Here is a 12,977-nt window from a genome sequence, read left to right as displayed (position 1 = left end):
CTCTGGTTCTTATTTCGTATATCTCATACGGTGGCCCCACCTCCGTCCCCCTCACAGGTGGTGAACGTCCTCATGGCCACTGTCACGACGACCGAAGACGGCAATGTGACCGCTGCACAACACCGCACCAGCCGACGCACGATGCTCGCCAGCACCGTGGGCACGGTCATGGAGTGGTACGACTTCAATCTGTACGGCCTGGCCTCGGCCCTGGTCTTCGGCCCGCTGTTCTTCGGGTCCTCCTCCGTCGGCGGCACGCTGGCGTCGTTCGCCACCTTCGGTGTCGGCTTCGCCGCCCGGCCGATCGGCGGTGTGATCTTCGGCCACCTCGGGGACCGTATAGGCCGCAAGTACGTCCTGCTGATCACCATGGTCGGGATGGGTGTGGCCACCACTCTGGTCGGCGTCCTGCCCACGCACGCGGTGGCCGGCGCCTGGGCCCCGATCCTTCTGGTCTTCCTGAGGATCTGCCAGGGCATCGCGGTCGGCGGTGAGTTCGCCGGAGCCACCCTGCTGACCGTGGAGAACGCGCCGCCGGGCAGGAGGGGGCTCTTCGGCGCCATCCCCGCCATGGGCACCGGCGCGGGATTCGTCCTGGCCAGCGGGGTGTTCGCGCTGTTCTCCCTCCTGCCCGACAGCTCGTTCTACACCTGGGGCTGGCGGATCCCGTTCCTGCTGAGCGCCGTGCTGGTGGTCTTCGGGCTGGTGGTCCGCCGCGGTATCGACGAGACTCCCGTCTTCACCGAGTTGGAGGACCGCGGCGAGACCGTACGCTTCCCGCTCCTGCTCACGCTGCGCAAGCAGCCCGGGGCGGTCCTGCGGACCATGGGCATCACCGTCTCCGGCTTCGTCTGGGGCTACCTCATCCAGGCGTTCGCCCTCTCCTACGCCACCAAGACGCTGCACCTGCCGAAGTCGACGATGCTGTGGGCCATCGCCACCGCCTCGGCCCTGGAGATCGTCGCGATCCCGTTCTGGGGCTGGCTGTCGGACAAGATCGGCCGACGTCTCATGGTCGCCATCGGCCTGACCTGCACCATCGCCTACGCCTTCCCCTTCTTCGCCCTGCTGCACACCAGGAGCACCGGCCTGATCTTCCTCGCCATGGTGCTCGCCATCCCGCTCTGCAAGGACATGGTGTTCGGCCCGCAGGCGGCCCTGGTGGCCGAGCAGTTCGACGCCCGCGTCCGCTTCAGCGGCGTCAGCGCCGGCCGGGAGTTCGGCGGCGCCCTGTTCGGCGGCACCGCGCCCTTCATCGGCACCGCGCTGGTCGCGGCCTACGGATCGATCACCCCCGTCGCGCTGTACGTCATCGCCGCCTGCGTCGTCACCGCCGTCGCGGTGTTCTGCGGACGGGAGACCTCACAGCAGGACACCGAGGACCTGGGTGCGTTCACCGCCTGACACCGTCCGGCGCCCTCACCAACCCGACCCCGTGGAGAGACCAACCGTGAGCAAGACCCCCCTCCGTATCGCCAAGATCGAGGCCCTGGCCCTGTCGGCGAGCTTCGACGACCTCTACGACTCGCCCGGCGATGTCCCTGACTGGCTGCGCTACCCGGCCTCCAGCCATCTCGTCCTGCCCCGGCGTGGGCAGTACGCCACCCTGGTCAAGGTCCACGCCGAGGACGGCAGCGTGGGGATCGGCGAGTGCTACGGACTGCCCTCTCCCGAGGTGACCGCCACTGTCGTCTCCCAGGTGCTCGCCCCGCTGCTCATCGGCCAGGACGGCCTGGCCACCACCGCGATCTGGGAGCGCCTCTTCCAGGGGCAGGCGGCCGGCGGCCACAACCGCGGCTTCTACCTCGAAGCACTCGCCGGGATCGACCTCGCGCTGTGGGACCTGCGGGGCAAGGTCGCGGACCTGCCCGTCCACCGGCTGCTGGGCGGCCCGATCCGCGAGCGCGTCGACTGCTACGCCAGCCCCGTCGCACTGCACGCCGACCCCGACGACTCCGCCCGCCAGGCCCTCGGATTCGTCGAGGCGGGCTTCCGGGCCCTCAAGGTCAAGATCGGCCGCGGGATCCGTACCGACCGCGCCCACCTGACCGCCGTACGGGCGGCCGTCGGCGAGGACATCGACATCCTCACCGACGTCAACTGCGCCTACGACCTGGACGAGGCCACCCGCGTCGGCGCGGTCCTGCGCGACCTGGACATCTCCTGGTACGAGGAGCCCCTCCAGGTCGACGACCTGGCCAACCTCGCCGAGCTGCGGCGCCGTACCGGCCTGACCGTCGTCAACGGCGAGACCCACTTCACCCGCTTCGACCTGCGCGACTCCCTGCTGCACCGGGCCATCGACGTCTTCATGCCCAACGTGGCCCGCAGCGGGGGCATCACGGAGGCGACCCGGCTCGCCGCCCTCGCCTCCGCCTTCCACGTCGACATCGCCCCGCACGGTGTCGGCTCCGGCGTCAGCCTGTGCGCCGCACTCCAGTTGTGCGCGGCCACCCCCAACCTGCGCACGTACGAGTACAACCGGCTGCCCAACCCCATCCGCGAGGCGATCCTGCGCAACCCGCCGGAGTTCCGCGACGGAGCCCTGACCGTACCCACCGGGCCCGGTCTGGGCTTCGAGCTCGACGACGCCGTCGTCGACCGCTACACCATCGCCCGCTTCTGATCCCACGGCCCGTCCCCCCGCCACCGCACACGGGAGCGGACGGGCCGTGCCCCCGACACATCGAGTTCCGGATCGAGGACGCCCGAGATGACCCCCAGCCCACACCACGGCATCAGCCGCCGTGCCCTTCTCGGCGGAGCGGCGGCTGCCGCCGCAGGCACCGCCGTCGCACTGTCCCCCCTCGGCGGCTGGTCCGCCGAGGCCATCAGCTCCGGCAGCTACACCATCCGCTTCGACCAGCCGCGCAAGCAGACCATCCTCGGACTCGGCTTCGAGATACAGTCCGACTCCATCGGCTCGGGCAACAACGGCCTGCCGTCCACGGTCAGCGGCGTCCCGTACGACCTCGTCGACAGCGAGCGCACCCGCTTCTACCAGCAGATGCTCAAGGTCCGCTCCGACCACGGCTTCCGCTACTGCCGGCTCGCGCTCGGGCTGTACTACCGGGGCACCGACTCCACCGGCAAGCACCTCCAGGACCGCTATCCGGGCCAGGCCGCGTTGCTGGCCGACATGATCAGCCAGGCGGGCATCGAGGGCATCTCCGCCGAGTACTGGTCGCCCACGCCCGGGTGGAAGTCCAACAACTCCTACATCAAAGGCTCGCTCGCGTCCTTCGCCCCCGGGGACCTGGACGCCCTCGGCGACGCGATGGTGGGCGACCTGGACTACCTCGCCGCGCGCGGTGTGCCGATCTCCATGTGGGGGCTGCAGAACGAGCCGACCTACGGCACCGACTACTCGTCGTGCGTCTACTCCGCCGACCAGTACCACCAGGCGTTCGCCGCCGTCGCGCCGAAGATCCGGGCCAAGTACCCGCACGCGATGATCCACGCCAACAGCCTGGACGGGTGGAGCGGGTCCTACGGCCAGGCCATCAAGGCGGACCACTCAGCGCTGTCCTACGTCGACGCGTGGACCTACCACCGCGTGGGCGCCGACAGCGACGACCAGATCACTGGTGACTTCACCTCCGGCGCCGCCGGCAAGCTCGTCTTCAACAACGAGTTCGAGTACCTCGACAACAAGACCTCGGACGTGCGCACCATCAACACCGCCCAGTCCCTCATGAACTGGATGACCTTCCAGAACGCGCCCACCTGGTTCTGGCTGCACGCCCTCAAGCCCACCACCAACGCCGAGGCGCCCGGCTACGGCCTCGGCTACTGGCGGCCGCCGAGCGACACCGACTTCAGCCACTTCCCGAACATCCCCGTAGGGCACTGGGACTTCAACCCGCAGAACTGGAACGCGGTCGCCGGGTTCGTCCAGTACATGCCCTGGGACTCCGTCCGCTACGGCGTCGACGAGCCCCGCCACACCGACGGCAGCTACTTCACCGACCACCGGATCATGGCCTGGAAGACCCCGCAGGGCAAGCCGGTCTTCGCCATCACCAACCGCTCCACCACCGACTCCTTCACCTACACCGTCGACACCCAGACGTCCGCGCCGTTCCAGGGCCACCGCTTCGGCCCGTCGACCAACAACCAGACCCTGACCACCGTCAACGGCCCCTCCCTCACCCTCACCGTGCCGCCCCTGTCCGTCGAGTTCTGGGTCCGCAACCCCTGAACAACCGCCGCCCCGGCGTCAGTTGCCCGCCGACGCCGGGGCGGCCGCACGTCTACCCTCCGCGGCGTCGATCCGGTACGAGACAGGGGACCGATCGGTACGGTGAGGCGATCACCTCAGGAGGCGGGCCCATGCTGGACGCGCTCGGGATACCCGAGACGGCGGAGTCGCTCTACCGTGAACTGCTGGCCCGTCCGGCGACGTCACCGGCCGAACTCGCCGCGGCCGCCGGACGCGATGTCTCCGCGGTCCGCAGGGAGCTGCGGCTTCTGGAGACCCATGGCCTGGTGGCGAGGAACCCCGGCCGGCCGGTACGGTTCCGCGCGCTGCCGCCCGACCTGGCCGTCGAGGTGCTCGCCCTGCAACGGCACCGGCAGATCGACCAGGCCCGGATGGCCGCGGCCGACCTGACCCGGCTGTGGCTCGCGGCCAACCGTGAGCAGCAGCCCGCCGTCGAACTCGTCCGCGGCGGAGAGACGAATGTGCAGCGCTTTCTGCAGTGCCAGCGTGCCAGCCAGGACGAGGTGCTGACGCTGGACATGCCTCCGTATGTGTCCGAGGGTGTCGCCCGGCAGACCGAGGTCCAACTGGAGCTGATGGCCCGCGGTGTGCGCTACCGGACGGTGTACGACTGCGCCGCGCTCGCCGACCCCGAGCAACTGGCCCTGGCGCGGCTGCTGGCGCAGCACGGCGAGCAGGCGCGGGTGTACGACGGCCTGCCCCTGAAGCTGCTCGTCACCGACCGGTCCACCGCTCTCGTCCCCATCACGCTCTCCGAGGATCGCCAGTCGCTGGCCCTGACGCGCTCGCCGCTGCTCGACGCGCTCCTCGCGCTGTTCGAGTTCCTGTGGGAGCGGGCCACCCCCCTGTGGTCCGAGCGCTCGGCGTCCGCCGAACTGACCGACGAGGACGCGCAGTTGCTCGGCTTCGCCGCGGCCGGGTACACCGACCTGGCGATCTCCCGGAAGCTCGGGGTGAACAAGCGGACCATCGAACGCCGGATGAGCCGGCTGATGACCCTGCTGGGCGCCCGCTCCCGTTTCCAGGCCGGACTGCAGGCCGGAAGGAAGGGGCTGCTCGGCTGACGGACCGGACCGGCACTCCGGCACTCCGGCGCTCAGGCAGCCGGCCCGGCGGCGAGACGGCCGGGCGGTGAACTGCCGGTCGCTGTCGGCTTACCGCCACGGGCGAAAAACCGGTGACCTCCGCCTCCTACCCTTCGGGCAACTTCTCGCCCCCCACAAGGAGGAAGCATGAGGCGCACCGCGATATTCGCCGGCCTGATGCTGGCAGCGGTCACCGCTATGGGCTCCGCCGGGCCCGCCAACGCGCACGAGCCGGGATCCGGCTACGTCGTGGTACTCAAGGACTCCGCGTCGACCGACCCCACTTCGGTCGCGCACGGAGTCCCCGGCGTCGACGTCGGTTCCGTGTACCGGTCCGCACTGCACGGCTTCTCCGCCCGACTCACCCCGACGGCCGTCCAGCGCCTGCGCGCGAACCCGGCCGTCGCGTACGTGGAGGCCGACGCCGTCGGCCACGCCGACGGCCAGGTGATCCCCAACGGCAACAACCGGATCTTCACCCCCGCCAACACCGCACTGAAGGTCGGCGACGGCCTCGACCAGCGGGTCAACGCGGACATCGCGATCATCGACACCGGCATCGACCACACCCACCCCGACCTGAACGTGGTCCAGCGGGTCAACTGCCTCGGCAGCAAGGGCTGTGTGGAGAACTCCGGGACCGACGACAACGGACACGGCAGCAATGTCGCGGGCATCGCCGCCGAGCTCGACAACGGCATCGGCTACACCGGTGTCGCCCCCGGTGCCCGCCTCTGGTCGATCAAGGTGCTCGACAGCGACGGCAGCGGCAGCACGGAAGAGATCGTCGCGGGCATCGACTACGTCACCGCGCACTCCGACGAGATCGGGGTCGCCAACCTCAGCCTGGGCTTCGACGGCGACGTGCAGGCGGTCAAGGACGCGGTCAACAGGGCCGTGGCCAAGGGCATCGTGGTCGTGGTGTCCGCGGGCAACGACCACCGCGACGTGAAGAACCAGACCCCCGCCAACGTGCCCGACGTCATCACCGTCTCCTCGCTCAGCGACGGCGACGGCAAGCCCGGCGGCCTCGGCAACTTCGCCTGGTGCAACAAGAACAACAAGAACACCGACGACACCCTGTCCGACTACAGCAACTTCGGTACGGGCGTGGACATCGCGGCCCCCGGCGACTGCATCACCTCCGCGTACAAGAACGGCGGCTACTCCAACTACAGCGGTACCTCCCAGGCCGCGCCCCATGTCACCGGGGCGGCCGCCTGGTTGGTCGCGGGGAAGAACAAGCCCACCGACCGCGCGGGTGTGCTCGCCGTACGCGACAAGCTGGTCAAGGCGGGGAACACCAACTGGACCGACACCTCCCACGACGGCGTCAAGGAACCGCTGCTCGACCTGCACGACCCCGCCGTCTTCCCGGCAGGCGGCACGAACGGCCCCAACGCCACCTTCGTCCCCAACTGCTCCACCGGCAGGAGCTGCACCTTCGACGCGAGCCTGTCCACCGGCAGCGGGCTGTCGTACGCCTGGGACTTCGGCGACGGCAGCACCGGCACGGGTGCCCAGCCCAGCCACACCTACGCCGCGTACGGCCAGTACCACGTCAAGCTCACCGTGACAGACAGCTCAGGGGCCACGAGCGGCAACAGCACCTACGTGCATCTGACCGATCCGTCCGTCAACGAACTCCCGGTCGCGTCGTTCACCCGCTTCTGCACGGTGTCGGGATACTGCGGCTTCGACGCCTCCGCCTCCTATGACGACGACGGGACGATCGCGTCGTACGCCTGGAACTGGGGTGACGGCACCGCCGCGGGCTCCGGTGTCAAGCCCGGCCACACCTACCCGGACCGGACCGGGTCGTACACCGCCACGCTGACCGTCACCGACGACAAGGGCGGCAAGGCGTCGGCCACCGCGGCGGTCACCTGCACCAAGCTGCCGTACTACACCGAGTGCTCGGCTTCCTGACCGGCTGAGCCGGGGCGGGCCGGGACGTGGGGTGCCCGGCCCGCCTCTCGCGGTGGTTCCGCGTGGCGGCGCTATTCCTTCACCGCTCCTCCGGTCAGCCCGCGGACGAAGAAGCGCTGGAGCAGGACGAAGGCGAGCACCACGGGGATGGCGGCCAGCACCGACCCCGCCATCAGCAGGTCCCACCGCGGGGCGAACTGGTTCTGGAAACCGGCGAGTCCGACCGGCAGGGTCCGCAGGCCCTCGTCGTTGGTGACCAGCGAGGGCCAGGCGAACTCGCCCCAGGTCCACATGAACTTGAGCACCGCCACCGTGCCCAGCGCGGCCCAGGAGTTGGGCAGCAGGACGCTCACCAGAGTGCGCATGCGGCCCGCGCCGTCGATGGCGGCGGCCTCGTCCAGTTGCACCGGGAGGGTGATGAAGTGCTGCCGGAGCAGGAAGATACCCGTCGGGCTGGCCAGGAACGGCACGATCAGCGCCCAGTAGGTGTTGATCCAGCCGAGGTCGCGCATCACCAGGTAGAGCGGCACCAGGATCACCTGGGTGGGGATCATCAGGTTGGCCAGGATCAGGGTCAGCACGGCCTGGCGGCCGCGGAAGCGGAACCGGCTGAGCCCGTAGGCCGCCAGGGTGTCGAACACCAGGTTGCCCGCGACCACCGCGCCCGCCACGAGGAGCGAGTTCACGAACCACTGGCCGAACGGGAAGTCGGCGACCACCTCCCGGTAGGCGTGGCCGGTCAGGTGCCGGGGCAGCAGGTGCTGGCCGGTGCCCACCAGATCGGTCATGGGCTGGAAGGAGGTCAGGACCATCCACAGGACGGGCACTCCGGCGAACACGGTGACCACGCCGAGCCAGAGGGCGGGTCCGATCCGGGTGGGTGCGATCCGCGGGGGTGCGGTCCGGTGGGGTGAGATCCGGGCCGACGCGGTCCTCATGACTCCTCCCGGGAAGAGAACCAGATCCTCACCACGGTGATCGCCATCAGGATCACGAACAGGACGACGGACGCGGCCGAGGCGACGCCGACATCGGTGAGGAGGTGGGTGTAGATGAACGTGACGACCGTGAGGGTGGCGTTGCCGGGCCCGCCCTCGGTCATCACCCACACCTGGTCGAAGACCTTGAACGAGTTGAACAGCAGCAGCAGGAAGACGGCCGCGCTGGCAGGGCGGATCATCGGCAGCGTGAGGGAGCGGAACTGCCGCCAGGGGCCGGCCCGGTCGATGGTGGCGGCCTCGTAGATCTCGGGCGGGATGCGCTGGAGTCCGCCGAGCAGGATCAGTGCGTAGATTCCGAAGTCCTTCCAGATGCTGACGACGGCGACGGCGGGCAGCGCCAGGTGGTGGTCGAACAGCCAGCGGGCGCCGTCGGAACCGACCAGGCCCGCCAGCGTGTTGACCAGGCCGTGGTCGGGGTCGTAGAGCCACTTCCAGATGAGTCCCGCCACCACCATCGGGATGACGGCGGGCAGCACCGTGACGGTGCGCACGAACCTGGCGGAGGCGAGTTCACGGTTGGCCGCCACCGCCGTGGCCAGCGCCAGCGCGTACGTGCCCGCAAGGGTGATGGCGGTGAACACCAGGGTGTTGAACAGGCTTTCCCTGAAGGTGCCCTGGCCGAGGATGGTGCGGTAGTTGTCGGCGCCGACGGACGTCTTGGGCCCCAGCAGGTTCCAGCGGTCGGTGCTGAGGAACATCGCCTGCACCATCGGGTAGAAGGTGAAGCCGATGATCACCAGCAGTGCCGGGGCCACCGACAGCCAGGCGACGAGGGTGCCGCCGGGGCGCCGCCGCCGGCGCGGCGGACTGCCGCCGCGCCGGTTGCCGACGGCGTCGCCGCGTGTGTGCTTCGCGGGGAGCTCGGTCGTCGTGGTCATGTGCCGCTTACTTCGCCTTCAGCGCCTGGTCGACCTGGTCGTCGATCGAGCTCAGGGCCTTGTCGACCGAGCTCTGGCCGTCGACCCCGGCGACGATGGACGCCTTCTGCGCGTCCCACCGGGTCTGGTAGGCGTTGCGGTCCTGCAGTACCAGGTCAGGTGTGTTGCGGTTGAGCTGTTCGAAGATGGCCGGCCAGCTCGGGTCGCCCTTGATCTTGGCATCCACGGTGGCCTTGACCGCCGGGGTGACCTTGGTCAGGTCGTAGGGGAATATCGCGTGGAAGTCCATGTACTGCGCGCTGCGTTCGGGGGAGGCGAGCCAGCGCATGAAGGTGCCGGCCGCGGCCAGGTTCTTCCCGCCCGCCTTGGCGACCAGGCTGTGGCCGCCGACCATCGAGCACCCGCTCTTCGGTCCCGCGGGCATCGGGGCCACGGCCCACTTCCCCGCGGTCTTGGCCCCGCCCGCCTGCACATCGGCGATCACGGACTGGAAGAACGGGAACATGGCCACCTCACCGCTGATGAAGCCGTTGAGCGCGCTGGTGCCGGTGCGGGAGATCTTCTCCGTGTAGAAGGAGCGCATGTAGTCCATCGCCGTCTTGCCCGCGGTCGAGTTCTGCGTCGAGGTCGCGTAGTCGGGCGAGGTCAGGCTGCCGCCCGCCTGGCAGAGGAAGCTCTCCCAGGTGGAGTTGATGGCGTTGAGGTGGTCGTCCATGCCCTTGAACTGCCAGCCCATGACCTTCTTGCCCGCCGCCGCGGACCTGGTGGTGATGGTCTTGGCCATCGACTTCAGCTCGTCCCAGGTCTTCGGCGGGGCGGTGAAGCCGTAACTCTTGAGGATGTCGGTCCGGTAGACCAGGACGTCGGAGTCGAAGTACAGCGGGACGCCGTACATCTTGCCGTTGTACCGGTCCACCGCCGACAGCGGCAGGAACTTGTCCAGGTCGGCCGGTGTGTAGCCGAGCTTGTCCAGCGGGGCCAGGGTGCCGGCCTTGAGGAAGTCGACGTCCAGGCCGTTGTTCATCAGCCACACGTCCGGCCCGTTGCCCGCCGCGACGGCCTGCTTGATCTTGTCCCGGCCGTCCTTCCACTCCAGCGAGGTGAGCTGCACGGTCACCTTCTGCTGGGATGCGTTGAACTCGTCGACCAGCTCCTTGACCTTGTTGTCCTGCCCGATCCAGTACGGCATGGACCAGAACTTCACGACGGTTCGGCCGTCGGCGGAGGACGACCCGCTGCCGGAGGAACAGGCCGAAGCCGTGAGCGCGAACGCGGAGGCCACGGCGACGGCGGCGAATCTACGACGAAGGGGTGACATGGTGCGGTTCTCCTTGTGCCTGAGCGTTGTTCGAGGGTGTGCTCATGAGAGGGGGCGCGGTCTCTGCGGTGGTGCCGGCGGATCGCCGGCATGCCGCTGAAGTGGCAAGATATGCGATATACGAAATCCGCGCCAGAGGTTGAGCACACCCAGTTCTCAGCCGCCGCTGTCCGCCTGCATTGATAGGATCTTTGGCGCTCGCGCGGGATGAGTCGACGTGGAAAGTCTTGACCGTCCCGTTCGCTCGCCCTAATCTCAGCGCACGATAGGTCCGATGTTATCGGTCCTCTTGGAGTGATCCGCTGTCAAGCACCAGTCGCACCAGGGCTCGTGACCGGCCGCAGCCCTCGTACGGCTGCGATGTCCCGGTTCCCGCGCAGCCTGCCCACGACCGCGTAGCCGTCACACCCCAAGGAGCCGCACCATGTCCCCGTCCCCCCTCACACGGCGCACCTTCCTCAGGGCCGCCGCGCTCGCCGGAGGCGCAGTCGCCTTCGGTGTGCCGCAGGCGCTGTTCTCCACCGCAGCTCACGCGTACACCGTCCCGGCCAAGATGGACTGGTGGTACCAGGCCAGGTTCGGGATGTTCATCCACTTCGGCTCGTACTCCTACCTCGGCCACGGCGAGTGGGCCTTCAACAACGAGGGCTGGTCCAAGGCGAATTACCAGACCCAGGTCTCCGCGCACTTCAACCCGGCCTCCTTCAACGCCGCGACGATCGCCCAGCTGGCCGCGGACGCCGGCATGAAGTACCTGGTGATCACCTCCAAGCACCACGAGGGCTACGCGATGTGGGACTCCGACGTCGCCGGCTTCAAGGACACCACCGGCAGCAAGCTGTACAACCTGCACGACTACAGCGGCGTCCAGCGCGACCTGCTGGCGGAGCTCAAGACCGAGTGCGAGAAGCGCGGAATCCGGTTCGGCCTCTACTACTCGATCATGGACTGGGACCACCCGTCGCAGACGATCCGCAGCGGCGGCCTCACCACGATGTCGTCGCTGACCGCCCGCACCGGCTACATCGCCGACATGAAGGCGGAGCTCCAGGAAGTGCTCGACAGGTACGACCCCGCGGTGCTGTGGTTCGACGGAGACTGGTTCGGCGAGCCCAGCAGCCCCACCCTGACGGACTGGTGGCTGCAGGCGGACGGCGCCGACCTCTACAACTGGCTGATCTCCCGCAAGCCCGGCCTCATCGTCAACGACCGGGTCAAGCGCGGCTTCGGACTCGGGGACTTCACCACACCTGAGCAGACCGTACCCGGAGCGCCACTGGACCGGCCGTGGGAGACCTGCGCCACCATGAACGGCGCCTGGGGCTACAACGCGGGGTCCGAGAACTCCTACCGGTCGGTGACCGCCATCCTCCGGGAACTGGTCACCGTGGTCTCCCGGGACGGCAACTACCTGCTCAACATCGGCCCCAAGGGCGACGGTACGGTCACCGCCGGATCCGTGACCATCCTGAACGGCCTGGCCTCCTGGATGGCCACGTACGGCGACAGCGTCCACGGGGCCGGGCCGAGCCCGTACGCCACCGACCCCTCATGGGGCGTGGCCACGAGGAAGGACGGCGCGCTCTACGCCCATGTGTTCAACTGGCCCACCGGCGGAGTGCTGTCGATCCCGGCCCTGTCCAACACCGTCACCCGTGCCTCTCTGATGAACAACCCCTCGGTGTCCCTGTCCTACACCGTCAGCGCCGACCGGATCGACGTCACCGTGCCGTCGGCCGCGCCCAACGCAAGCGACTCGGTGGTGGTCGTCGAGGTGAGCGGCACACCCACCGCGCCCGCCGCCGGTGCCAGCGTGTTCCAGGACGTCGACTACTCCGGGACCGTCGCGTTCCTGCCGCTGGGGACCTACACCTCCGCCCAGCTGACGGCCGCCGGCTCGGGACCCGCACGCATCTCCTCGATACGCGTACCGCACGGCTTCCGCGTGACCGGCTACTCGGGCGACAACTTCACCGGCACCGCCTGGACGTTCACCACGGACGCCGCGGATCTGCGCACCACCGGGAACAACGACGCCATCGCCTCCCTGAAGGTGACCTTCGATCCCACGGTGTACTTCCGGCTGACCAACGTCACGGACGGCCTGGCACTGGACAGCGGCGGCGGCGTCCCCGACGGCTCGAACCTCAAGCAGTGGACGCCCGTCGACAGCCCCAACCTGCAATGGCAGGCGATCGACCTCGGCACCGGCTACTTCCGGATCGTCAACCGCGCCAACGGCATGGCCGTCGACGGCTGGGGCTCGACCACCAGCGGCGCCCCGGCCCGGCAGTCCGCCTGGAACGGCGGGCCCAACCAGCAGTGGCAGATCACCGACCTCGGCCACGGCCGCTACCGCATCGCCAACCGCACCACGGGACTTGTCCTCGACGGCGGCGGCCAGGTCGCCTCCGGGTCCGTGACCAAGCAGTGGACGCCCGTCGACAGCCCCAACCTGCAGTGGACCTTCCAGCCGCAGAGCTGACCCCGCCGACCCGCCCCGGTCCGGGCGGGCGCACATGTGGCGGCCGGGGAGACGCTGTG

At 69.1% G+C, this 12,977-nt stretch carries 9 protein-coding genes; 6 read left to right on the top strand and 3 right to left on the bottom strand.

Going from position 1 to position 12,977, the window contains the following annotated elements; genetic code table 11:
- Positions 1-72: 72 nt before the first annotated feature.
- The 5 genes from AB0M29_RS36265 to AB0M29_RS36245 all read left to right on the top strand — a co-directional run bounded on the left by AB0M29_RS36265 (position 73) and on the right by AB0M29_RS36245 (position 7,236).
- A complete protein-coding gene (locus AB0M29_RS36265; RefSeq protein ID WP_365390796.1) occupies positions 73-1,404 on the top strand; it encodes an MFS transporter in 1,332 nt (443 codons plus the stop codon).
- A gap of 46 nt (positions 1,405-1,450) precedes the next feature.
- Complete coding sequence (locus AB0M29_RS36260; protein ID WP_365390794.1) at positions 1,451-2,626, top strand: mandelate racemase/muconate lactonizing enzyme family protein; 1,176 nt, start codon at positions 1,451-1,453, stop codon at positions 2,624-2,626.
- Positions 2,627-2,713: 87 nt separating this feature from the next.
- Entirely contained in the window at positions 2,714-4,201 is a 1,488-nt protein-coding gene (locus AB0M29_RS36255; RefSeq protein WP_365390792.1) for a hypothetical protein, read from the top strand.
- Between the two features lie 131 nt (positions 4,202-4,332).
- On the top strand, positions 4,333-5,286 hold the full coding sequence (locus AB0M29_RS36250) for a helix-turn-helix domain-containing protein (RefSeq protein WP_365390790.1): 954 nt from the start codon (positions 4,333-4,335) through the stop codon (positions 5,284-5,286).
- Positions 5,287-5,454: 168 nt separating this feature from the next.
- Complete coding sequence (locus tag AB0M29_RS36245; protein WP_365390788.1) at positions 5,455-7,236, top strand: S8 family serine peptidase; 1,782 nt, start codon at positions 5,455-5,457, stop codon at positions 7,234-7,236.
- A gap of 71 nt (positions 7,237-7,307) precedes the next feature.
- Here the strand turns inward: AB0M29_RS36245 and AB0M29_RS36240 are convergent, their stop codons facing one another.
- Genes AB0M29_RS36240 through AB0M29_RS36230 form a run of 3 tightly spaced genes read right to left on the bottom strand, consistent with a single transcriptional unit; the run spans position 7,308 to position 10,433 of the window.
- Positions 7,308-8,174 carry a carbohydrate ABC transporter permease gene (locus AB0M29_RS36240; protein WP_365390786.1) on the bottom strand — a complete coding sequence of 289 codons (867 nt, stop codon included), beginning with the start codon at positions 8,172-8,174 and terminating at the stop codon, positions 7,308-7,310.
- Complete coding sequence (locus tag AB0M29_RS36235) at positions 8,171-9,115, bottom strand: sugar ABC transporter permease (RefSeq protein WP_365390785.1); 945 nt, start codon at positions 9,113-9,115, stop codon at positions 8,171-8,173. The genes AB0M29_RS36240 and AB0M29_RS36235 overlap by 4 nt, the downstream gene beginning before the upstream one ends.
- 7 nt (positions 9,116-9,122) lie before the next feature.
- Positions 9,123-10,433, bottom strand: a complete 1,311-nt coding sequence (locus tag AB0M29_RS36230) for a sugar ABC transporter substrate-binding protein (protein WP_365390783.1) — start codon at positions 10,431-10,433, stop codon at positions 9,123-9,125.
- Between the two features lie 424 nt (positions 10,434-10,857).
- Here AB0M29_RS36230 and AB0M29_RS36225 point away from each other — a divergent pair, with 424 nt between their 5' ends.
- Entirely contained in the window at positions 10,858-12,918 is a 2,061-nt protein-coding gene (locus AB0M29_RS36225; RefSeq protein ID WP_365390781.1) for an alpha-L-fucosidase, read from the top strand.
- The last annotated feature ends 59 nt before the right edge of the window (positions 12,919-12,977 follow it).

Origin of the sequence: Streptomyces sp. NPDC051976, from assembly GCF_040680795.1 — a bacterium.
In the GTDB taxonomy this organism is placed as follows: Bacteria; Actinomycetota; Actinomycetes; order Streptomycetales; family Streptomycetaceae; genus Actinacidiphila.
This window is presented reverse-complemented; position numbering and strand designations above follow the sequence as displayed.